The organism is Vibrio sp. STUT-A11 (genome assembly GCF_026000435.1).
Taxonomy (GTDB): Bacteria; Pseudomonadota; Gammaproteobacteria; order Enterobacterales; family Vibrionaceae; genus Vibrio.
Genome location: NZ_AP026763.1, coordinates 3168835 through 3191180, shown reverse-complemented (window position 1 = coordinate 3191180; position 22346 = coordinate 3168835). Strand labels below are relative to the sequence as shown.

Below are 22346 nucleotides of genomic sequence, written 5' to 3'. Positions count from 1 at the left end.
CAAAACTTTAATTAAATTGAGAACTTATATCCTCGATTATCAACTAAAGAACATACCTTAGCTCATAGGGATAATCATGATGAAAAAAATGTCTTTGGCTTTGGCGCTTACCAGTGCCTTACTTTTTGCACCGCTTAGCTGGGCGCAATCTCTTTCCGCGACCACTCAAGATCCAATCTACCAACTCGATAACAAACTGGTGTTAGGTCGGGTGGAAAGTGTCTATTACAGCGAGATTCCAGAGTTAAGTGATGTGCCATTTATGGGCAAGATCGATACGGGGGCAGATACCACGTCGATGCATGCCGAGAATATTCATGTCAGCAGCTCTAACCCAGAGTTCTCTAACTTGAAAGATAACGAGTTACTCTGGGCAATCGTCGATGATCTTGGCGGCACTAAAGCCAAATGGGATGATGGGACGTTCGAGCCGTATCAAGTCAAAGTGAGCTTTACCATTCAGCACCCTTACACGGGTAAACAGATCACAATCACCGATGATCTGGAACGCATCAGTGCGATTCGCAGCCGCACCAGTACAAAACCGATATTGCGCCCAAACGTAAAAATGCCGATGACAATAGCCGGTCATACCGTTGATACCGTTGTGAACTTAACCGCACGTAAGCAGTTTTCTGCACCGATTTTGATTGGTAAAACCTATCTGAAAGATAATGCGTGGGTGTTTGCCGGATATGACTACCTGCAGCAGCAACCCAAGGCCAAAATGATTGGTAAGCAAGAGCTTGTCTCTGTTGAAGGTATTCCTTACAAGGTGAGTATTTCGACCCGCAGTCGCTACACCAATGCGCATGCTCTGGACATCAAAGTAGATAAGAAGGCTAAGCTAGTATCCTTCATCTTGGAGGGTGAAAGCGGTAAGCGACACCCGATGACACTACCGCTGATTCGTATGCTTAAAACGACCAAAGGTGAGCGACCACTGGTGTATTTACCTGTGAAAGTGTCGGAAAGCGAAACTCAGCACTGGTTGGTGTATTTGCGTGATCGCAGCAATTTTAGCTCGCAGCTTCGCTTAGGTAACGATGTGGTTAGCCAGCACTTTGTAGTCGATACCGATAAAGAAAACCTGCTTGGTGGTGTTGAGAAGACCTTTAAGAGTGCTCTGAAAGCCAAACCTCTGGTGGTTTCTCCTGAGGAGACACTCGTTATCGATGGTTACTCCGTACCAGCCTACCCAACGTTTACCGTCAAAACTCCGCTTCTTCGCGTGCATGGCTTTGAGCTGAGCGAACAAGGTAAAGATGAGGTAGCGACCTATTACTTAACCAATGAACAGGGCAAAGAAGAAAAAATCACCAAACCTGTTGTGAAAAAGCTAAAAGTGGGCGATATGGTGCGCCCTGTGGTTGAAGGGAATTTTGTGTTTGGCAATACAGAGAAGTCGATAGAATTTGCCATTGATGTGTTGGAGAACGACGAAACCCAACCGTTTTTCGTCTTTGGTCATGATATGGAAGAAGGTGGTGTATTGCTGAATACGCGTGCGGATCACCTCTTGGACGCTAAACCATTATTCCGGGCTGGTCATATTGAAGTGGCTGAAGTGGAAGGGATGTTGTTCCCGGTGAAGCTGGATACGGGGGCTGATGTCAGCTCAATCAGCGCCACCGATATTAAGCAATTTGAGAAAGACGGCAAAGACATGGTGAGCTTCACTTACGAAAACGATTATGGCGTGAAAAAACAGCTGACTCGCGAAGTGGTCAATGTCATGCACATTACCGCGAAGAAGGGCGAAAAAACCAACGTCAGGCCAGTGGTTAAAATGCACGTGAAACTGGGCGATCTGGAGAAGAAAATAGAGGTCAACCTTCAGGACAGAGAGCGTTTTAAGTACAGCATGATTTTGGGTAAAAACTTTTTGAAGCATGGTGTGGTGGTGTCGAGTGATACCAATTACATCGTGACGAAAAAATCGGATGTCAAAAAGTAAAAACTCAGTCAATTTGTCGGCTGAACGCCAACGTCGCCCCGTGTTTTACGTATTGTGATTGGTATAATCTCAGAATTAGAGCCGGGGCATAAACCAAACGAAAATCACCCGTCTCCCAAGGAGAAAAATTGAAAACTAAGCTGATTACGCGTGAAGGCTATAACAAACTCAAACAAGAGCACGATTACCTCTGGAACGAAAAGCGACCTGAGATCACCAAGATAGTGACTTGGGCGGCCAGTCTGGGCGATCGCTCTGAAAATGCAGATTACACCTTCAATAAACGATTATTGCGTCAAATCGATCGTCGCGTTCGTTTTCTCAGAAAGTTTTTACCTGAAGTGACCATCGTGGATTACTCACCTCAACAAGAAGGCAAGGTCTTCTTCGGAGCTTGGGTCGAGATCGAAAATGAAGCGGGTGAGGTGAAGAAGTTTCGTATTGTCGGGCCGGAAGAGATCTATGGCGATGCTAAAGGCTATATCTCTATCGACTCACCCATGGCACGCGCGATGCTAAAAAAACAAGTCGATGAAGAGTTTACGGTCAGGACGCCCGATGGAGATAAAGAGTGGTTTATTAACTCGATTGAGTACAACCTATCCAGCCCCGATGCGACAAACCCTAGTTAGAGTGGCTGGTCAGTGAGCGAATGTTCCGACCATGTTTAACCGACATCCTCATTCATCCTGAGACGAAAGACATTGAGCGTTTTTATAGGAGCACATAAATGATGAGAGCAGTGATTAGTGGTACCGTATTAACCGTAGGATGTTCATTTTCTGCGTTTTCCCAACAAGAACTAAAAGGGTGTGAAGCAAAAGAGTTTGCTGTCGAGCAGCAGCTTGAATACGCCAAAGTGCAAGGTAAAGAGCAGCATATTGAAGGCCTCGAACGTGCGTTAGCTTCGGTACAAAGTGAGTGTATTCGAGAGGAGCAACGCCAGAAATTACATGCAGAAATTGAAAAAAGTACTCAAAAAGAAAAATTGCAAGCCAGTAGCGAAACTGAGTGGGAACTGAACGAGTAATTCCCTTAGATAGATAAATGCCATTCGCTTAACGACGCTTCTCGGGTCATTCCAGCAAGTTCTAACGAGACTAGGAATCTGATATCAGTGTGCTGAGAAGATATAGAAATATTTTTTGATAGCAAAGTGCCCGGATAGAAGATCCTGAATCACGCTCCTTCGTCGCTGTTCAGGAAGACGATCGGCTGGTATTTATTGCTCGCAGGTCAACGAGTGGATTACTTTTAATACGCCGTGTTTTTTACCAATCTGAGCAATCACTTCGCTCAATATCGGCACTGTATCTTCGAAATAATGTGTCAAAAGAGCGGCTAAGATAAAAAGAGTAACAATTTGCTCAAGCACGTTTGAAAAAACAGTGATACATTTTCGACAATACATGCTTCTGAAAGGATGTTTCAATGCAGGAAAATCATAAAATTTTAGTGGTTGATGACGATGCTCGTTTACGTGCTCTATTGGAGCGTTACCTTTCTGAGCAAGGTTTTCAGGTTCGTAGCGTTGCCAATGGCGAACAAATGGATCGCTTACTGACGCGTGAAAACTTTCACTTAATGGTGCTCGATTTGATGTTGCCAGGTGAAGACGGTTTATCTATCTGTCGCCGCTTACGTAACGCGAACAACATGTTACCTATCCTGATGCTGACCGCAAAAGGTGACGAAGTTGATCGTATTGTTGGCTTAGAAGTCGGGGCAGACGATTATCTGCCAAAACCATTTAACCCGCGTGAGTTGCTGGCTCGCATTAAAGCGGTATTGCGCCGTCAAACCATCGAACTGCCGGGTGCGCCAAGCACGGAAGAAAAAGTGGTTGAGTTTGGTGAATTCCGTTTAAACCTAGGAACGCGTGAAATGTTCCGTGGCGAAGAAGCGATGCCGTTAACATCCGGTGAGTTTGCCGTATTAAAAGCCTTAGTCACCAATGCGCGTGAGCCAATGTCGCGTGACAAGCTGATGAATATGGCCCGTGGTCGTGAATATTCGGCGATGGAACGATCTATTGATGTACAAATTTCTCGTCTTCGTCGTATGTTGGAAGATGATCCGAGTAAACCACGCTACATTCAGACAGTATGGGGCTTAGGTTACGTATTTGTCCCAGACGGCAAAGAAGTATAATTGGCGTAACTGCACTCCGATATTTGTCTGTACATTCCGTCCTCTTGCATCTCCTGTATGAGGGCGGAAAATTGTGATTAGGCACATTCTTTTAGCAACACTCTGTTAGGATCACCAGGAACTGTCCATGCGAATCCGAAGCTCTCTCACTCAATCTATTCTGCTGTTCATTTCTTTGCTTCTCGCTAGCCAAGTTTTCTCTTATTACGCTGTTTTTAATTATGCGTTGATGCCGAGCCTGCAGCAGTTCAATAAAATTCTCGCTCATGAGCTCAATCTGGTACTTGATGCCGACGGAGAGCTTCAGTATGAGGCACCAATAAGGCGTCAGTTATTAGAAAGGCTGGGTGTAACGGTTCACAGTATTGATAGTGAAAGAGCGGACGAGTTTAATCATGCGATGTCGATTGAATTGATGTCGGAAGAAATGACTCAAGAACTGGACTCCCCGACTGAAGTGCGTTTGATGTTGGGCGAGGAGAGCTACATCTTGTGGATGCACATCGACAAGCTGCCCAACTCGCTTATTCGTATCCCGCTCTCAGAGCTGCAAGAAGAGGATTTTGCGCCGCTATTTCGTAACAGCCTGATTATGGCATTGCTGATTATCGCTGGTGGCTGGTTATTTATTCGTTTTCAAAACCGACCGTTACTGGCGTTAGAAAGAGCCGCCAAGGGGGTTGGACGAGGTGAGATACCGCCACCGATACCAGAGAAAGGCGCGTTAGAAATTCGCGCGGTGACCCGTGCTTTTAATCAGATGTCGAAAGGTATTCAGGAGCTGGAAGAAGATCGCGCCTTGTTGATGGCGGGGATCAGCCACGATTTACGTACACCTCTAACTCGAATTCGTCTGGCGACAGAAATGATGTCACCTGAAGAAAGCTATCTAGCGGAAGGCATCATCAGCGATACGGAAGAGTGCAATGAAATCATCAGCCAATTTATGGACTACCTCAAGCCAGTGAACAACCAGACGTTTGAGGCCGTATACCTGAACGACATTGTCTGTGATGTTGCGGGCGCAGAAGGCAGTGAAGAACAGGAAATTGAGACACGGATTGAAGCGTCCATCAAACCTGCTTTGGGCAATTCGATTGCGATAAAACGTGCTGTGACGAACCTAGTGGTCAACGCGGTTCGCTATGGCAATGGCTGGGTCAAAGTATCGACGGGTATGACCGCAGATAACCAACTGGTTTGGGTCACAGTGGAAGACAATGGCCCCGGTATTGAACCGGATCAGGTCGGTAAGTTGTTTGAACCGTTTACGCGTGGAGATACGGCACGAGGCAGTGAAGGGACCGGGCTTGGTCTGGCGATCGTCAAGCGCATTGTCAGCCAGCATTCAGGCTCGGTTGTGATGCGCAATCGTAGTGAAGGTGGCTTAATCGCACAAATCAGCTTCCCGACCAAGTAATACCATATCGTAGTAAATTGCTGGTCATTCCTGCGAGCCGTAGCGAGACTAGGAATCTACTATCAGCGTGCAGAACAGGTACAGGAATCATTTTGGCGATATAGTGATCGGATAGAAGATTCTGAATCATGCTCCTTCGTCGCTGTTCAGAAAGACGGGAGAGTGTAATATGCCGTTCGCGGTTAAACGAACGGCACTAAGCCTCAGTTGTGAGATCGGGCTTTTCTCATCCTATTGATCAGTCTAGGATTCTTTGACCTCTTGAACTTCTGGTTCTTCGTCTTCCAGTTTCTCTGGCAATAGCAGGTTTAGGATGATGGCAGTGATACCGCCAGCAGCAACACCCGTCGAGAAGATGCTCTTAATAAATTCCGGCATGAATTGCAGAATTTCTGGCTTCTGAGCAATACCAAGGCCCATCGAAAAAGACAACGCCATGATCAGAATCGCACGGCGGTCGAGATCAACACGAGAGATAATACGCACACCTGCCGCGGCAATCGTACCAAACATCACGATGGTTGCGCCGCCAAGTACAGGCTCTGGAATCAACTGCACAAAGCTCGCAACACCAGGGAATAAACCAAGTAAAACCAGCATAGCGGAGATGAAATAACCCACGTAACGGCTTGCGACGCCTGTCAGCATGATGATGCCGTTGTTTTGGCTGAACGTCGAGTTCGGGAAGCTGTTAAAGACCGCTGCGATAGCTGAGTTTAAACCGTCCGCCAGCACGCCACCTTTGATGCGCTGCATATAAACCGGGCCTTTAACTGGCTCGCCGGATACTTCTGACGTTGCGGTAATATCGCCGATCGCTTCCAGCGCAGTAATGAAGAAGATTAGTACCAGTGGAATAAACAACGACCAGTCAAACGCCAAGCCGTATTGCATTGGGATTGGCAGCGCAACCAGGTTGGTCTCACTTAGCTGTGATGTGTCCACCATGCCCATAAAGTAGGCCATGATATAGCCAACCAGTATTGCAATGACAATCGAAGCAACGCGAATGTAAGGGTTATTTGAGCGGTTCAGAATAACGATTAGGCCCAGTACCGTGCCAGCCAGCGCTAACTTATCCAGACTACCGAACGTGCCATCACCCATCGCAGCATAGCCACCACCCATTGAGACTAATCCAACTTGAATCAATGTCAGACCAATCAGAGTCACCACAATACCTGAAACCAGCGGAGTGATGATGCGGCGAGCGTGCTCAAGCACTCGAGACAGCAGAATTTCCGCGAAGGAAGCGACCAGAATCGTGCCGAATATGGCGGCCATCATTGTGCTAATGTCAGCACCGCCGGCTTTCAATGACAAGCCAGCACCAATGATTGGACCTAAAAAGTTAAAGCTGGTGCCTTGTACTGACAATAAGCCAGAGCCTATCGGACCAAAAGTACGAATCTGAATAAATGACGACACACCAGAAGCAAACAGAGACATGCTGATAATGGTGTTTGTCTGATCGGCTGGTACGCCTAAGGATTGGCAAATGATCAACGAAGGGGTGATAACCGCAACGAACATCGCTAAAAGGTGCTGAATGGCGGCGAAAATCGTTTGTGGTAGTGGTGGGCGATCATTTAATTGATAGACCAGTTCCGAAGATCGGTTTGAAGTTGTCATGGTTTGTCTCGCTTGTCGCAATATTGATTACCCAGCGCTCGCTGAATGGGAGTACTGGGAGGAGGTGACGTTTTGATCTGTGATTGCTGTTAATCAGTGTCAACTCAGATTGGTTTGGGTAAATACCCTAATTTTGTGCGCGATTATAGAGTGATTTATTTAAAAAGCAAACGATTGCCATGAGGCGTTGATAATCAGTTAATCGGACAATTTTAAGCTTTGGAGTAAATATCCCGTTCACCTAACCAACGGTCGATAATCGCCGTGGCATTAGTAGGGTAATTGTCGTGGATATGGCGCGCTATGCGTTGAACTTCGGGTATTAAGCGCTGATCACGAACCAAGTCCGCAATTTTAAAATCTGCCAGACCGGTTTGCTTGGTACCTAATAACTCACCAGGGCCACGGATCTCCAAATCTTTCTGCGCAATGACAAAGCCGTCGTTGCTTTCACGCAGAACGCCGAGGCGCTTTTGTGCGGTTTTTGATAGCGGTGAATGATAGAGCAGAACACAATGACTAGCGACTGAGCCTCGTCCAACACGGCCTCTTAGCTGGTGGAGCTGAGCTAAACCGAGTCTCTCCGGGTTTTCGATGATCATCAGGCTTGAGTTGGGTACGTCAACACCAACTTCTATCACGGTTGTTGCGACAAGTAGGTGCAGTTTGTTGTCTTTAAAATCCTGCATCACCGCTTGTTTTTCCGCTGGCTTCATACGGCCATGAACCAAACCAATTTTTACATCAGGTAGCTTGCGTTGCAGTTCTTCAGCAGTATCAGCGGCAGCTTGTGCCTCCAATACCTCAGACTCATCAATCAGTGTACACACCCAGTAGGCTTGCTTACCTTCGTTGAGACAGGCATGGCGAACTCGTTCTACGATGTCGTCGCGCTTGGTATCGGGAATCGCGACGGTTTGAATCGGAGTTCGGCCCGGCGGTAATTCGTCAATTACTGAGGTTTCTAAATCGGCGTAAGCGGTCATCGCCAGGGTGCGCGGGATAGGGGTAGCGGTCATGATGAGCTGATGTGGGTAAGCGCCTTGCTTGGCCCCTTTCTCACGTAACTCTAAGCGCTGGTGGACGCCAAAGCGGTGCTGTTCATCAATAATCACCAGTGCCAGATGATTGAATTCAACATGTTCCTGGAAGAGCGCGTGAGTACCCACTACCATTTGCGCCTCACCACTGGCAATGCGTGCAAGCTCGGCTTCTTTGGCTTTCCCCTTTAATTTACCCGCCAGCCAGCCCACTTGGATTCCCATTGATTCAAGCCAGTTGGCAAAGTTGATGGCATGCTGTTCGGCCAGAAGCTCAGTCGGTGCCATTAGTGCGACCTGATAACCGTGCTCGATAGCGCGAACCGCAGCAAGTGCCGCGACGAGGGTTTTCCCTGAGCCGACATCGCCCTGAACAAGGCGCATCATCGGGTGAGGCTTCTCCAGATCGGCTTCAATCTCTTTTACGACTCGTGTCTGAGCGTTGGTTGGTGAGAACGGCAGTTGTGCCAGCAGTTGGTTCTTCAGTTTTTCACAAGGAGCAAGTGGCAAAGCAATATCTTGCTGTCCTTTACTGCGCACCGCCAGCATAGATAAGTTCTGAGCCAGCAGTTCTTCCATGATCAGACGAATTTGTGCCGGATGCTTACCTTCATCAAATTCATCTAAGTTGATCGTTGGGGGCGGTCGGTGAATGGTGTGCAGCGCCTGAGACATGGTGATTTGGTGATCGTATAAACCCGCTGGCAGTAACTCTTGTACGGCGGCTTTATCCAATAACGCTAATGCCTGTTCGCTCAGGTTACGCAGGGTGATTTGTCTTAGGCCATCTGTAGTGGGATAAACGGGCGTCAGGCTTTGTTCTACATCTGGCTTTTGTTCGCTGATGTAGAACTTGTAATCTGGGTGGACGATTTCTAAACCCATTCCACCACGTTTTATTTCCCCGTAAGCGTGTACTAACTTACCTTGAGAAAAGTTGTTCTTCATGGCGGCGGTAAAATTGAAAAAACGCAGCGTAATAGTGCCGTTACCATCACTGATTTTTACCGTGAGCATTTTGCGTTTACCGAAAATGGTATCCACGGCCATCACCTTGCCTTGTACTGCGGCCCACAGCCCTGCATGGAGCTTAGCAATAGGATAAATACGGGTACGATCTTCGTAACGAAGTGGCAGGTGAAACAGTAAATCCTGAACCGAATGCAAGCCAACTTTGGCTAGTTTTTCTGCGACTTTCGCGCCAACCCCAGAAAGGGAAGTTAATGGAACAGCTGATAGCAGTTGGGCAGACATAGAAGGCTCAAAAAAATGGTTAACATTGCAATATGTTAACCACGGAGCTGTGTTTTTGTACAGGAAAAGTTTTTGGAGGTCCTAGGTAAAAGAAAGGTCCTAGGTTCTAGGGGAGTTTGTTGAGACGTTGGTGCTCCATTAGATGTTCGTGCTTGTTGTTTTGGATTACAGATTACGGAATACAGATTGTGCACACATTTACCTCTCTGTATTCCGTAAGCGAAGCGTTCCGTATTCCAAGGCAACAGATACCTGATTTTGAATTTTTCACCGTGCTCCCTGCAACGCTTTCTAGGACCTAGGATCCTAGAACCTAGGATCTTTTTTACTTCTTTTGCATCTCTTTCCACCATGCCTCATCGGCGATGATTTGACCCTCATCGTCGAGTGGCGGATAAGCGAGACCTTTACGTTTCGCAACTTTAGCCAGAACCGGGTGACCACGTTCGAACAGAATTCGGTTAATCGTCTCTCTCGGCAGAACGCTTTCGTCACGCTCGTACATACCGGCGGCTTCACGCTGTCGCTGGGCTTCATACAATATCACCGCACTTGCGACAGAGACATTGAGCGACTGCACCATGCCAATCATTGGGACGATGATGTCTTGATCTGCGAGCTGTTTCGCTTGTTCCGAAGCGCCAACTTTCTCACTGCCTAGAATGATCGCCGTTGGTTTGGTGTAGTCGATTTCACGGAAGTCGACCGCTGTCTCTGACAGGTTAGTCACCAGCACCTGCATGCCTTGTGCTTTTAATTCTGTTACGGCGCTGGTGATAGAGTCGTGAGTGTCCACTTCTACCCAGTTACGGGCGCCAGCAGAGGTGTGGCTTAAGGTACGCATCTTATCCGGCCAGATGGCGTGAACTTTATGCAAGCCCGTTGCGTCGGCGGTACGAATCACGGCTGAGACGTTATTTGGTTTGTGCACTTCTTCTAGGCATAACGTTAGGTCGGTCTGGCGTGCTTTCAGGACTTGGTGGATACGGTGGTAGCGTTCTAGATTCATAGTGATAGGTACATAAAAAATCGCCACCTAGTGGGGTAGGTGGCGATGGAGGTTATTTTCTTCTGCGTCTGACTCGAGTCGCCTGAGGCATCGTTTTGATTTTTCGCATGATACCAGCTAGGTGAACACGATCTTTGGTGGTCAGTAGCACTGTGACGGTATACAGGCGACCATCTCGCTCTTCCGTTGACAGGCCATGGATGTTCGAGCCTGTTTTCGAAATCACGTTGGTTAGCTCAGCGAGCGCACCTTGATGGTTGAGCATGTCGACTTTGAGCTCGGCGATGAACTCTTTATCGTAATCGTCAGACCAGGCAACGGCCATGTAGCGATCCGGCTCTTTCTGGTAACCACGAACGTTTGGACAAGTTTCGCGGTGAACAACCAGACCACGACCCGGTGATACGTGCGCAATAATGTGATCATCCGGAATCGGGTGGCAACAGTTTGCAAACGTCAGCAATAGCCCTTCGGCGCCACGGATTGGCAGCTTTTTCTTCGAATCGCCTGGAATCGAACTGGTTGTGGTCAGCTCTTCGGTATCACCAAGCAGACGACGGGCAATGACTATACTCATTAACTCACCCAAACCAATCGCAGCCAACAAGTCATCGGTACTTTCCAAACGAAGGTCAGTCAGGACTTCCTGGACGTTTTCTGGGTAAATCGAGTCAATAGAGTGGCGACCAAGTGCATGGTTCAGCAAGCGACGCCCAAGCGTGATTGATTCTTCACGACGCATGGTCTTCAGAACCTGACGGATCTTGGTACGAGCACGAGAAGTCACCACATAGTTCAGCCAGGCTGCATTCGGACGAGCGCCCGGCGCACTGATGATTTCGACGGTTTGACCATTTTTCAGTGCCTTACTAAGTGGGTAAGGGTTACGATCAACACGCGCACCAACACAAGAGTTACCGACGTCAGTATGCACCGCATAAGCGAAGTCTACCGCTGTCGCGCCAAGTGGCAATTCGACGATACGGCCTTTTGGTGTGAAGACGTAAATTTCGTCTGGGAACAGATCTGATTTTACGTTTTCAATGAATTCGAATGAGTTACCCGCGCTTTGCTGCAGTTCAAGCAGGCTTTGCATCCAGCGTTGAGCTTTTACTTGCGCAGTTGTGCCAGACTTATCGCCTTTGTCTTTGTAAGACCAGTGCGCAGCAACACCTTTATCCGCCATTTGATCCATATCTTCAGTACGGATCTGTACTTCTACCGGAACGCCGTGAGGGCCGACCATAGAAGTATGCAGGGATTGGTAGCCGTTCGCTTTTGGTACCGCGATGTAATCTTTCATGCGGCCCGGGCGTGGTTTGTACAAGCTGTGCACCTGACCCAGCACTCGATAACAGGTATCAGAGGTGTCGACAACCACTCGGAATGCGTAGATATCCATGATGGTGTGGAAGCGCTGCTCTTTGGTTTTCATCTTGTTATAGATAGAGAACAGGTTTTTCTCACGACCCACAACGCGTGAGCTCAGACCGACATCTTGCAGGCGGCCTTCGATCTCACTGTGGATGCGTTGGATCATCTCTTTACGATTACCACGTGCCGTTTTGACTACTTCTTTAAGAACGCGATAACGGTTCGGGTAGAGCGCTTCAAAACCTAATTCTTCCAGCTCGGTTTTGATATTGTGAATACCAAGACGGTGAGCCAGTGGTGAATAGATCTCGAGGGTTTCACGGGCGATACGGCGTTTTTTATCTGGTCGAAGTGCGCCAAGCGTACGCATATTGTGCGTTCGGTCGGCCAGTTTGATCAGAATTACGCGGATGTCTTGCACCATGGCCAGAACCATCTTACGAAAGTTCTCTGCCTGAGCCTCTTTCCTGTCACGGAATTTGAGTTTGTCCAGTTTAGATACACCATCAACCAGCTCAGCCACGGTGTTACCGAATTGCTCTTCGAGATCCTCTTTGCTGACATCACAATCTTCGATGACGTCATGCAATAGAGCGGCTTGGAGCGTTTCAATATCCAGACGCATTTCTGCCAGGATTCGAGACACAGCGACAGGGTGGATGATGTACGGTTCCCCGCTAGAACGGGTTTGCCCTTCATGGGCATCTCGCGCTACCACATAAGATTGACGCAGAGCCTCAATCTGAGGCTCTGTTAGGTATTCTTGGGCAACGTCTTTGAGGCTATCGAATAGATACAAATTATAGGCCCGGGAGGTTGTTGAATTCTCGAGTCAGAATTAACGGTTGTGAGCGATGCTGCTTACTGCCGCTAGCTCTGCCGCTTCTTGCTCTTGTTGTTCTTGACGTTCACGAGCGTCCAGAACTTCTTTCGTGATTAAACCTTCTTCGATTTCGCGAAGCGCGATAACCGTTGGCTTATCGTTCTCTTCTGGCACTAGTGCATCTTTACCGCCAGTTTGCATTTGACGAGCGCGGCGAGCCGCAATCAGTACTAGGTCGAAACGGTTGCCAACTTTTTCAACAGCGTCTTGAACAGTTACGCGTGCCATGAGGACTCCAAATAGTTAACTAAAATATTAGAATGACGAGAAAGTATACAGCCTAACTGCTTTATTTACTAGCAATTAGACGGGCCACTGCACGTGGGCTTTCTCGGGGATTTTATTGTCTGCTCTTTGCTGCAAAAAAATAGGCGCAAAGAAGCAAAATTCTTGGTGTTTTACAGTGTACTTATATTGAAGTTACTCTGCTAATAACGCGTCAAGCATACCTTTATATTTAGCAGCTTGCTTTTCTTCCTTCAATCTTTCTGCGCGAAGAATGGCTTTAAAGTCCACCAGCGCGGTATCGAAGTCGTCGTTTACAATTACGTAATCGTATTCATTGTAATGCGAAATTTCAGACTTAGCTTCTGCCATACGCTTAGCGATGATTTCATCACTGTCTTGGCCACGCACGTTCAGGCGACGTTCTAACTCGCCGTTTGATGGTGGCAGAATGAAGATGCTTTTCGCTTCTGGCATTTGTTGACGAATTTGTCGCGCACCTTGCCAGTCGATATCCAGGAATACGTCGATACCTTTGTTTAGCGTTTCTTCAATCCAGACGCGGGACGTACCATAGTAGTTACCAAACACTTCAGCGTATTCAAGGAAGTCACCTTGCGCAATAAGAGCTTCAAATTCGTCTTTGGCGACAAAGTGGTAGTGGATACCGTTTTCTTCACCAGGACGCATATCACGAGTGGTGTGAGACACAGACACTTTCATTGCGTATGTTGGATTACGCTCCAACATTGCTGAGATCAAGCTAGATTTACCTGCGCCGCTAGGTGCAGATACGATATAGAGAGTACCTTTGCCCATTGTACTGTTCCACTATTGATTGGATTGATTAAGTGCCGACGAAAGTCGCGACAGTCTTATAACGATAGCACTGGCATTGTTGAATTAACCACCAAAGGGATGGATACTGGTGATAATCCCGCCAGAAAAATGGAGGCGAAGAGTATCATGATCTCTATATTGTTACCAGTTGATCTTTCTCTCTGTGCTAACTCCTCATAAATCCCGAGTGTGCTGTACTAACCGTGTTTACAGCAGCTGCATTCTTGTTGCAAGCAGATTCCTGATGTCGCTAGGGCTCCTCGGAATGACGCTGGTGGAGAATGTAATAAATAGAGGGAAAAAAGGGGAAGCTTTCACTTCCCCAGGCGTGCGACTGACTCACACTTAATTTCATTATATTGACCTGGTTTAGCCTTGAGTCTCTAGGAAGTTGATCCAAGGGTTCGCTACGGCTTTTAAGTCAGGAGACTGAGCGGCACTTTGCATTGCTTTAAGAGCGCTGTCTGGCTGGTTCAGCTCAAAATATGCCATGCCACGAATGTAGGCTAATTCGCCTTTTTGATCGCGCTTGGCATCAGGAGCGGCGTTTTGAGTAAACTTCGTCGCTTCTGAATATTGCTTGTCTAAAATCATCAAACGAGCGATTTTGATTTGAGTTTTCGCCTTTGGAGCCAAGTTATAAGCTTGTTGGTAGACGTCGATTGCACGTCCAAGCTCTTGTGCTTGTTGCCAGAAGGCTCCCTGCTTTTCTAAGTTCTCCGCGTTACGCTCTACATGACCTTCGTCAAAGGCCGTTTGAAGCGTTTTTGCTGCTCGGAATGGTACCCCTTGATAAGCCTGAAAGTTCACCAGACGCAGATACTCTTTTTCGCCTTGCAGAAGACCCAGTTTATAGGCCATCTCCAGAGTAGAAAGGGCATTACGCTCCTGGTTTAACTCCATGTAAATACCAGACAGCTGCGTCCAGTAACGCTTATTTTGCGGATACTTGGTGGTTAAAATCTTCAAAACACCGGCAACGCTCTTGAACTGCTTCAGCTCATAGTGCGCCGACATCAGCAGCTGGTACCAGGATTCGCTAGGGTTTTTACTCATTGCGATGGCCTTTTTTGTCGGCGGAATCGCGTTTCTGTAATCTTCTAGCTGAATATAAGCACTCGCCAGCGTGATGTAGGCATGAGCTTGCGGTTTTTCTTCAGTCGTCTCGGCAATCTTGAACCATTCATTCATGGTCGAGACAGATTTTTTAAACTGACCCTCAGCAAGATAAAGTTGCGCCACGCTGTAGCGCACTTGTTGTGCAACAGGCACTGGCAGTGCGTTTAAACTCAGCGCATCAGCAAAGTATTTGATCGCTTTCGTGTAGTTGTCCTGCAACGAATACAAAAAGCCCATTTGTTGCAGTAGTACCGCACGATCGTATTGACGTTTGCTGGTGCTACTTAATGCCGAGTTCAGTTTCGAGATGGCTTCTGAATACTGCTCAGTTGCGATCAATTCCTGAACTTTATTGACGGTTCTGAATGTTCGGTCAGACAACTCAGCAGTGCTGGAGAAAGCAGGCGCGCCGTACGCGCCTGCAATGAACACCAGAGAAGCCAACAATTTTGTGTATGATTTCATGATTGCGACTCCTTAGTTAGTAGAGAACTCAATTTCTTGAGAAAGACGAGAACTCACGGCTTTGCCTTCGACCATCTTAGGTTTGAAGGTCCATTTGGCTACGGTTGTCTTCGCTGCTCTGCCCAAGCCTAACTTACGTGGTGTCTCTTTTAAGACTCTTACATCTTCAACGCCACCGCGTTCGTTAACGGTAAACTCTACCAGTACGATACCTTTCTCAAGTCCCGAGCGTGCCGCTTTACGAGGCATCTGCGGTTGGAACGTGGCCAGAGGAACCGGACCTCCGCCGCCAACAACCTGAGCACCGCCACCTTGTGTGTAGTGACCCAGTACTGAACCACCCGTTACGTTAACTGGAAGGTCTAGCTTAGGCATGTTCATTGGAACCTGATCCATCACCGGTTTCACCGTCGATGTCACCTTCATTTCTGGCGGTGGCGGCGGACGCTTAGGTGGTGGTGGTTTCGGCAGTTCGCGTTTTTTCTCCTGTACTTTTTCGTCTGGTTTAATGCGAATGAAGTCGACCATACGCTGATCATCATTCGACACTAGCTCGTGGCGCTCTTTGTTTACCAGCTTGTCCATCCCCCAGAACAGTCCGAGGGAGACAATGAGCGCCAGTGCAATTGAGGCCAGATACCGCATAAGCTTAATCCTTACCGGTTGCGGCAATGGAGATGCTTTCTACACCTGCCATCTTGATCTGGTCCATAACCTTCACGACTACGCCTGCGTTGGCTTCTGTATCCGCCTGGATAACAACCGCACCATCAGGGCTTTCTGCGCGAAGACGCTCGATGTTGGCGCGAACGGCGTCGACTTCAATGCGTCGTTTATCAACCCAAACGTCACCAGCTGCACCCACTGCAACCATGATGTTACCTTTCTTCACAGTTTGTGCTGAGCTTGCCGTTGGGCGGTTTACTTCAATACCAGCTTCTTTAACGAACGATGTTGTTACGATAAAGAAGATCAACATGATGAATACGATGTCGAGCATCGGTGTCATATCGATAGCGGTTTCATCACTGCTATCACTGCTATAGCGTCTTTTCATGACCTATACCTCTAATTCCATTTACTCAGGCAATATGCTTAAGCTTATCTTCCAGCTTTTGCGTTGTGACTTTGGCTAAATGATCAAGACGTGAACTAAAGAACAGTCCTGACAGAGAAGCCACCATCCCGGCTAACGTTGGGATTGTTGCCTTTGAGATCCCCGAGGCCATTGCTCGAGGGCTTCCTGTTCCTGTTACCGCTAAGATGTCGAATACCTGGATCATGCCGACAACGGTGCCGAGCAGACCGAGTAGGGGACAAAGCGCAATCAATACTTTCACGATTGGCAGACCCTTTTTATTCTCAATATCCTGACGAGAAACGATTTCTTGTCGGATCATCTTTGCGTTCCAGCTTTGATGTTCTGAACGCTCACTCCAAAGCGTCACGGCTTTTTTCGCGGCTCTCGGAGCGACGGCGGCAAAGTAGAACCAGCGTTCTAGCAGCACTGCCCACAACATAAAGCTGAGGATAAAGATGGCGACGAGTACATCGCCACCCATTCCCAAGAAGCGCCTAATTGATTCAAGTTCTCCAACTAACCACCACATAATGCCTCCTTAGCTTTCGGCTTTATGTAGTTTTTCCTGATAGCGAGCGATGAAACCTGCACTCTGTTCTTCAAGAGTTTGAACCAAACGACGACCTTTACTGTGTACGATGGTGTAAAGGAACAGCAGAGGAATAGCGACAACCAGACCTAGCATGGTGGTTACCAATGCTTCAGAAATACCGCCAGCCATCAGTTTCGGATCGCCAGTACCAAATAGCGTGATAGCCTGGAAGGTACCGATCATACCCATTACTGTACCCAATAGACCTAGTAGCGGTGCAACTGAAGCAAACAGTTTGATTGAGCTAACAAAGCGTTCGATGCTTGGCGCGTTGCGTAGGATGATTTCGTCCAGTTTCGCTTCAAGATCTTCAAGGTTGTCGCCTTTATGTTCTTGGTAAGCCTGGATAACTTCACCCAGTGGGTTGCCAGGAATAACCGTGTCAGACTTCGCCTGTTTACGCATTTTGCCACCGATAACCTGAAGGCGTAGGAAGCAGAACAGTGCAATGATGACACCGACAGCACCCATTGCCAGGATGACGTAACCAACGATACCACCTTGGTCAATACGTTCCTGAACAGTCGGGCTTTGTACAAGCAGCGACAGGATTACACCACGAGAAGGGTCAAGGAACAGTGGCTCGTAAGTGCCTGTTGCTGACTCAAAACCAGCCACTTGGCTTGTGATGTTCTTGCTTGGCTGGCGAGATAGTTCTTCGAACTTGCCAGTTTGTGGTACGTAAATAACGTATTTGCCATCTGCAATTGCGTTGAACTCACCAACTAGCGTTACGTCGCGAACGGCTTCTTTACCTTCTCCGTAAACAACGGTTGCTTGTGTTGTTGATGTATCACCAGATACGACAACTTGTTGCAGGATGGTGTGCCAGAATGCTTCCAGCTCTTGAGTGGATGGTAATTCTTTACTTTCTGCCAGTTTCGTCAGCAGGGCATCACGCTCTGGGAACTGAACGGCATTTTGCGAAGCGGCAAACAGACCTTTAAATTCGCCTGCGTATTGACGAACTACACCAAACATTTCGCCCAAGGTACCGGAGCGAACACGTAAGGTTTCGGTTAATTCAGTCAGTTGTTTGTCGTTTTCGTCGAACGTCGCTTTTAGTTGATCACCCAGTGCTTGTTGTGAGGCAAGCTCATTGCGTGCTTGTTGTAGCAACACGGCTTGTTGGTCACGATCGCGTTTGAAGATAGCTTCGCGTTCTTTGTTCTGTTTCGATTCAACAATACTTTCTGACTTTACGTTTTTCAGTAGTTCAGACAAAGTTTGTGGTGTTTCTGCTTGGACGCCAGAAACCATAAATAAGCTCGCTAATAGGCCAGCGGCTAGAGTTTTGAATCCTTTCATCTCTTATTCCTCCCCAGCAAATACAGGCAGTTTGATCAGCGATGGTGGCGCTTGCTTCTTAGCGATGCGCAGACCTTGCTGTACAGCAATACGGTAGCTTTCAGGTAATGTTTCCCATTGACGAGTTTGTTGGTTCCACATACCCGTTTCACCGCCATCTGGAGATTGGAATAGAAGTGCCGTACGACCAATACGCAAGAAGTCGTAAGTCACAACTTCGCCGCCACGGTCCAGGCTAGCTTTGTAAGATTCGATAGAGCGCGAGAAGCCTTCTTCGATTTGGTAAGCTTCCATTACTTTACGGAATTTCTCTGAAGTCGTTACGTCTGCACGGTCCATCAGGCGACGTAATTCTTGAACGCGTTTATTACGTTCTTCTTTTTGGAACGGCAAGTCGAGCGTCACGAATTCGTCTAGTGCATCGATCATTTTTAGTGTTAAAGGGACAACTTCGGTTGCCGTTTGATCGATTTGAGCAATCTGACTGTTTAATGAATCCAACTCACCTTGTTGAGATTGAACCATACGGTTAATTTGCTCGTTGTAGACTTTCATGCTGTCGATTTGACGAAGTAAGCCTTTGTATTCTGCCAACATGCCTTCAGTGCTTTCAGCATAGTTGTCGATTTTTTGTTGTGAAGCCTGGGAAGACTTCGTGGTTTGTGCTTGATTAGAGACTACGGTTCCTGAGTCAGCGGCCATTGCTGCACCACTTACCGACAGGATCGCGGCAGTCAACGCACTTACGCCAAATTCCTTTAACGTCATAGTAGCATCCTTGTTAGTGTGATATTAAGTCAGTCGAATAGGGCGCAGGAAATCCTCCTGCGCCAAAGGTCTTAATTAAAAGTTTTGAGAATATTTCAAGAAGTAAACACGGCCTTGAATACTGTAAAGCTCGTCGTCGTAGGTCACGCCATCAGACTCAAACGATGGTTCTTCGTCAGTCAGGTTACGTACACCCGCTGTAAATTTTGCATCCCATGGAGCCAGGTAGTTGTATGCAACGTTCCATGTAGTTTGAGAAGAGATGTGGCCAGTTTTCTTGTAGTTGTCGTCAACATCTTGTGCCTGATCTGCGATGTGATCTGCAGATAGATAGATGTCATGATCTTCAAGGAAGCTCACACCTACACCAGAGTTGAAGCGGTACTCAGGCATGCCGTTACGGCCTACCTGGTTGTTCGTTGGACCACCAACATATTCAGGTGTGCTGAAGTCAAGTACGTAACTACCCATAAAGTCGTAACGAACAGTCGCGTAATCGAAGTCGTAGCGGTAGCCCAGTTTCAGGTCGATACCAGAAGTGTCTAGTGTCCCCAGGTTCTGCAGACCTGCTGTTGCTTCAATGATACGGCCATTTGCATCACGAATGATGTTCGGGTTTGAAACGCCTGAGCTACGCTCTTCGTCGATCATACTTTGCAGAGTATTCAGTGTGATCATGTCATCAATGCTGATGTTGTAGTAATCCACTGTTACGTCTAGATCTTCGATTGGCGAGTAACTCACACCGAAGTTAAATGATACTGATGTCTCTGCTTCCAGGTCTTCGTTGGCAGTACGAGTCACATCGTATTGAGTCTCTGGACAGTCTGCATAGGCAATGCCATTGGCTGAACAGTAGCTGTAGTCTTTTGCAAAGTCTGACGAGTAGCTGTCAGCGGCGTAAAGGTCAGATAGCGTTGGAGCGCGGAAGCCCATGCCAGCACCAGCACGGAACATCAGGTTATCAAGAGGTTGGTAACGGAAAGAAACTTTTGGCGAGATCTCATCACCGAAGTCGCTGTAATGGTCGTAACGCGCCGCCAGGTTCATTTCCAACTCATCAGTAAATGCGATCAAAGACTCCGCATAAAATGCGTATGTTTCGCGATCACCGCCAGCAGAGTTACCCGCACTACCGATGATGTTACCCGCTTCACTTTGTGGGTCATAGATATCGGAGTAATCGTAAGTCGTGAACTCGGCACCAAGATAAAGTGGAATCGTTACGTCACCCACCTGTGCGAGGTCAAACTGAAGACCACCAGAGAACTGGTGCATTTCCATTTCTGTTTCACGGCCAGTTCCCGCAGAAAGCTGATCTGTCGCGTCTGCGCTGAACTCACCGTCTACAAACTGACCTGATTCTACAAGTTGTGATGCGGCTGAACCGAAGACATAGCCGGTGCCTGTTTCGCTACCGTTAGAGTAGTTCATATGGTAGCCGGCTTCCCAAATTACGTCGCCGAACGTATCGGTGTAAAGCGTGCCATCCAAGCCTGCCTTGAAGTCAGCCTGAAAATCTTTAACAGTATTATCACGCGTACCGACGTTGTTGAAACGATAGTAAACTTCCGCAGGGCCTTTGGTCGGATCTAATCCGTTTTCCGCGAAGAAGTCCGCACCGCCATCGGTAGTAGGGTCTACTTCAAAATAACCTGCAGCTGGTGCGAAACGACCAAAACTTTCGTTACGGTTCAACAGCAATTGTGAATTAAACGTTGTTTCATCAGTCAGGAAGATATTACCGTTAACGAATACTGTGTTACGTTCTAGAGAGGCTGTTTGAGCGGCTTCACCCGTGTAGTCGTAACCACAAATGTCACCCAGACCTGGGTAGTTGGTTAGGCCAACAAAGCCTTTTGATGTACATGATGCGTCAGTGTTGTAACCGTTTAGCGCTTTTAATTCGCCGTCATGGTACACGTTACGGCCGTAGATACTAACACCAGACATATCGAAGTAGTTGGCTGCGCCAGTATTGGTCGAGCTTAGGTAATCGCGATCGCGTTGGTAGATTTCATCTTTGCTGTCATGCTCAAACGAGAACATGATGTTGCCTTTTTCGCCACTGGTACCCATTACAAGCGCAACGTTTCCTTCGTCACCGCCTTCTTGGCTTGGGATTCCTGAACCAACCGTCACGTTAATGCCATCAAACTCTTCTTTCAGGATGATGTTGACCACACCAGCAACTGCATCAGAACCGTATACCGCTGAGCCACCGTCGGCCATCACTTCAACACGTTCAACAATCGCAGATGGGATCGCGTTGATGTTCGCGGCGCCGCCACCCATGGTTGCTGAACCAGGTAGACGTTTACCGTTAACCAAAACCAGAGTTCGTGAAGCGCCTAAACCACGTAGAGAGACGGTTGCCTGACTTTGCCATGAGCTACCAGAGCTTTCACTGTAAGAACCAAATGAGTTGAATGAAGATTTACGTAGAACGTCTGCAATCGATATGTCACCAGCACGTTCGATTTCTGCTCTGCCGATCACTGCTATCGGAGTACTTCCTTCCATTGATGCGCGCGTAAGGCGCGAACCAGTCACTTTCATCTTTTGAAGTTTTTCAACTTGCTGCTCTTCTGCCTGAGCTGCTACAGGTGCGAATGCCGTCGCCGTACCTAAAGCAAGACTGATCGCAACAGATAAAGCTGTTGTGTTTTTATACATCCTTGTTGCTCCAATTTATTATTATTTCCTGTATCTGATCGTAAAACGACCAAATGTGACGTTAATGTTTCGTTAACGTGCGGCCAATGTATAACCGAGGACAAAAAAGGAAGTCAAACCAGTCGTAAACTAGGATGGTCAAATGTAAAAAAGATGTAAAAATCTGAAGTAATTATGAATTGCAGGATAAATATCCAAGCAAGCGTGAATTAATGACATTAAACCTCGGTAAAACACCGTATTTTGTCTTTCTTGTAAACTTTAATGGGTTATGTTGTGTATGCTTTTTCAGTGGGTAATAGAATCTGAAAAATTGTATTTTTCCAGTGAATAATTCTGACACGAGTTTTATATGAAATGCTAATCAAGTTGGCTCTAGCACGTTAAGTGGTATCAAAATATGATACCCATTGCTATCAAAGGGCTCACTCGCAATTTTGAGTCAATATGCTTAGGTTATAAATGTCTTATTATTCTTAATTTCTGCATTTTTATGTAGGGTTTTGGCTCTAATTTGGCCAGATTGAAATTCTGTATGAATTATTTTTGTGG

General features: G+C 47.4%; 18 protein-coding genes. 5 read left to right on the top strand and 13 right to left on the bottom strand.

What is annotated here, in order from left to right:
• Nucleotides 1–76 precede the first annotated feature (76 nt).
• From OO774_RS14870 to envZ, 5 genes are all read left to right on the top strand, one after another.
• Nucleotides 77–1957: a RimK/LysX family protein gene (locus OO774_RS14870; protein ID WP_264903371.1), complete on the top strand. Its 1881-nt coding sequence runs from the start codon at nt 77–79 to the stop codon at nt 1955–1957.
• Nucleotides 1958–2085: 128 nt separating this feature from the next.
• Entirely contained in the window at nt 2086–2589 is a 504-nt protein-coding gene (gene greB / locus OO774_RS14865; protein ID WP_264903370.1) for a transcription elongation factor GreB, read from the top strand.
• A 98-nt stretch (nt 2590–2687) separates the two neighbouring features.
• Nucleotides 2688–2987: a DUF1090 domain-containing protein gene (locus OO774_RS14860; protein WP_264903369.1), complete on the top strand. Its 300-nt coding sequence runs from the start codon at nt 2688–2690 to the stop codon at nt 2985–2987.
• Between the two features lie 401 nt (nt 2988–3388).
• Nucleotides 3389–4108 carry a two-component system response regulator OmpR gene (gene ompR, locus OO774_RS14855; RefSeq protein ID WP_176290592.1) on the top strand — a complete coding sequence of 240 codons (720 nt, stop codon included), beginning with the start codon at nt 3389–3391 and terminating at the stop codon, nt 4106–4108.
• A gap of 127 nt (nt 4109–4235) precedes the next feature.
• Complete coding sequence (gene envZ / locus OO774_RS14850) at nt 4236–5528, top strand: two-component system sensor histidine kinase EnvZ (protein ID WP_264903368.1); 1293 nt, start codon at nt 4236–4238, stop codon at nt 5526–5528.
• A gap of 243 nt (nt 5529–5771) precedes the next feature.
• Here the strand turns inward: envZ and OO774_RS14845 are convergent, their stop codons facing one another.
• The 13 genes from OO774_RS14845 to OO774_RS14785 all read right to left on the bottom strand — a co-directional run bounded on the left by OO774_RS14845 (nt 5772) and on the right by OO774_RS14785 (nt 21794).
• A complete protein-coding gene (locus tag OO774_RS14845; protein WP_264903367.1) occupies nt 5772–7160 on the bottom strand; it encodes a uracil-xanthine permease family protein in 1389 nt (462 codons plus the stop codon).
• Nucleotides 7161–7372: 212 nt separating this feature from the next.
• The gene (gene recG / locus OO774_RS14840) at nt 7373–9454 is read right to left on the bottom strand and encodes an ATP-dependent DNA helicase RecG (RefSeq protein WP_264903366.1); all 2082 of its coding nucleotides are present in this window, start codon (nt 9452–9454) and stop codon (nt 7373–7375) included.
• Nucleotides 9455–9779: 325 nt separating this feature from the next.
• Nucleotides 9780–10463, bottom strand: coding sequence for a tRNA (guanosine(18)-2'-O)-methyltransferase TrmH (trmH, locus tag OO774_RS14835; RefSeq protein ID WP_264903365.1), 684 nt, complete (start codon nt 10461–10463; stop codon nt 9780–9782).
• Nucleotides 10464–10515: 52 nt separating this feature from the next.
• Nucleotides 10516–12636, bottom strand: coding sequence for a bifunctional GTP diphosphokinase/guanosine-3',5'-bis pyrophosphate 3'-pyrophosphohydrolase (gene spoT / locus OO774_RS14830; protein ID WP_264903364.1), 2121 nt, complete (start codon nt 12634–12636; stop codon nt 10516–10518).
• A 39-nt stretch (nt 12637–12675) separates the two neighbouring features.
• Nucleotides 12676–12948 (bottom strand): DNA-directed RNA polymerase subunit omega, encoded by a 273-nt coding sequence (gene rpoZ / locus OO774_RS14825; RefSeq protein ID WP_005379346.1) that lies wholly within the window; start codon nt 12946–12948, stop codon nt 12676–12678.
• 192 nt (nt 12949–13140) lie between these two features.
• Nucleotides 13141–13764, bottom strand: a complete 624-nt coding sequence (gene gmk, locus OO774_RS14820; RefSeq protein ID WP_264903363.1) for a guanylate kinase — start codon at nt 13762–13764, stop codon at nt 13141–13143.
• 390 nt (nt 13765–14154) lie between these two features.
• Entirely contained in the window at nt 14155–15369 is a 1215-nt protein-coding gene (locus OO774_RS14815; RefSeq protein WP_264903362.1) for a hypothetical protein, read from the bottom strand.
• Between the two features lie 12 nt (nt 15370–15381).
• Nucleotides 15382–16014: an energy transducer TonB gene (locus OO774_RS14810; protein ID WP_264903361.1), complete on the bottom strand. Its 633-nt coding sequence runs from the start codon at nt 16012–16014 to the stop codon at nt 15382–15384.
• A 4-nt stretch (nt 16015–16018) separates the two neighbouring features.
• Nucleotides 16019–16426, bottom strand: a complete 408-nt coding sequence (locus OO774_RS14805; RefSeq protein WP_014230564.1) for a biopolymer transporter ExbD — start codon at nt 16424–16426, stop codon at nt 16019–16021.
• 25 nt (nt 16427–16451) lie between these two features.
• Nucleotides 16452–16979: a MotA/TolQ/ExbB proton channel family protein gene (locus tag OO774_RS14800; protein WP_005458945.1), complete on the bottom strand. Its 528-nt coding sequence runs from the start codon at nt 16977–16979 to the stop codon at nt 16452–16454.
• 9 nt (nt 16980–16988) lie between these two features.
• Nucleotides 16989–18350, bottom strand: coding sequence for a MotA/TolQ/ExbB proton channel family protein (locus OO774_RS14795; protein WP_264903360.1), 1362 nt, complete (start codon nt 18348–18350; stop codon nt 16989–16991).
• A 3-nt stretch (nt 18351–18353) separates the two neighbouring features.
• Nucleotides 18354–19118, bottom strand: a complete 765-nt coding sequence (locus OO774_RS14790; RefSeq protein WP_264903359.1) for a DUF3450 domain-containing protein — start codon at nt 19116–19118, stop codon at nt 18354–18356.
• Nucleotides 19119–19193: 75 nt separating this feature from the next.
• Nucleotides 19194–21794 carry a TonB-dependent receptor gene (locus OO774_RS14785; RefSeq protein ID WP_264903358.1) on the bottom strand — a complete coding sequence of 867 codons (2601 nt, stop codon included), beginning with the start codon at nt 21792–21794 and terminating at the stop codon, nt 19194–19196.
• Nucleotides 21795–22346 lie beyond the last annotated feature (552 nt).

What these genes read in the sequence shown, in the direction of transcription:
- OO774_RS14870 (WP_264903371.1), top strand. Translation starts at nt 77, where the DNA reads ATGATGAAAAAAATGTCTTTGGCTTTGGCGCTTACCAGTGCCTTACTT.
- OO774_RS14860 (WP_264903369.1), top strand. Translation starts at nt 2,688, where the DNA reads ATGATGAGAGCAGTGATTAGTGGTACCGTATTAACCGTAGGATGTTCA.
- ompR (WP_176290592.1), top strand. Translation starts at nt 3,389, where the DNA reads ATGCAGGAAAATCATAAAATTTTAGTGGTTGATGACGATGCTCGTTTA.
- envZ (WP_264903368.1), top strand. Translation starts at nt 4,236, where the DNA reads ATGCGAATCCGAAGCTCTCTCACTCAATCTATTCTGCTGTTCATTTCT.
- OO774_RS14845 (WP_264903367.1), bottom strand. Translation starts at nt 7,160, where the DNA reads ATGACAACTTCAAACCGATCTTCGGAACTGGTCTATCAATTAAATGAT.
- recG (WP_264903366.1), bottom strand. Translation starts at nt 9,454, where the DNA reads ATGTCTGCCCAACTGCTATCAGCTGTTCCATTAACTTCCCTTTCTGGG.
- trmH (WP_264903365.1), bottom strand. Translation starts at nt 10,463, where the DNA reads ATGAATCTAGAACGCTACCACCGTATCCACCAAGTCCTGAAAGCACGC.
- rpoZ (WP_005379346.1), bottom strand. Translation starts at nt 12,948, where the DNA reads ATGGCACGCGTAACTGTTCAAGACGCTGTTGAAAAAGTTGGCAACCGT.
- gmk (WP_264903363.1), bottom strand. Translation starts at nt 13,764, where the DNA reads ATGGGCAAAGGTACTCTCTATATCGTATCTGCACCTAGCGGCGCAGGT.
- OO774_RS14815 (WP_264903362.1), bottom strand. Translation starts at nt 15,369, where the DNA reads ATGAAATCATACACAAAATTGTTGGCTTCTCTGGTGTTCATTGCAGGC.
- OO774_RS14810 (WP_264903361.1), bottom strand. Translation starts at nt 16,014, where the DNA reads ATGCGGTATCTGGCCTCAATTGCACTGGCGCTCATTGTCTCCCTCGGA.
- OO774_RS14805 (WP_014230564.1), bottom strand. Translation starts at nt 16,426, where the DNA reads ATGAAAAGACGCTATAGCAGTGATAGCAGTGATGAAACCGCTATCGAT.
- OO774_RS14800 (WP_005458945.1), bottom strand. Translation starts at nt 16,979, where the DNA reads ATGTGGTGGTTAGTTGGAGAACTTGAATCAATTAGGCGCTTCTTGGGA.
- OO774_RS14795 (WP_264903360.1), bottom strand. Translation starts at nt 18,350, where the DNA reads ATGAAAGGATTCAAAACTCTAGCCGCTGGCCTATTAGCGAGCTTATTT.
- OO774_RS14790 (WP_264903359.1), bottom strand. Translation starts at nt 19,118, where the DNA reads ATGACGTTAAAGGAATTTGGCGTAAGTGCGTTGACTGCCGCGATCCTG.
- OO774_RS14785 (WP_264903358.1), bottom strand. Translation starts at nt 21,794, where the DNA reads ATGTATAAAAACACAACAGCTTTATCTGTTGCGATCAGTCTTGCTTTA.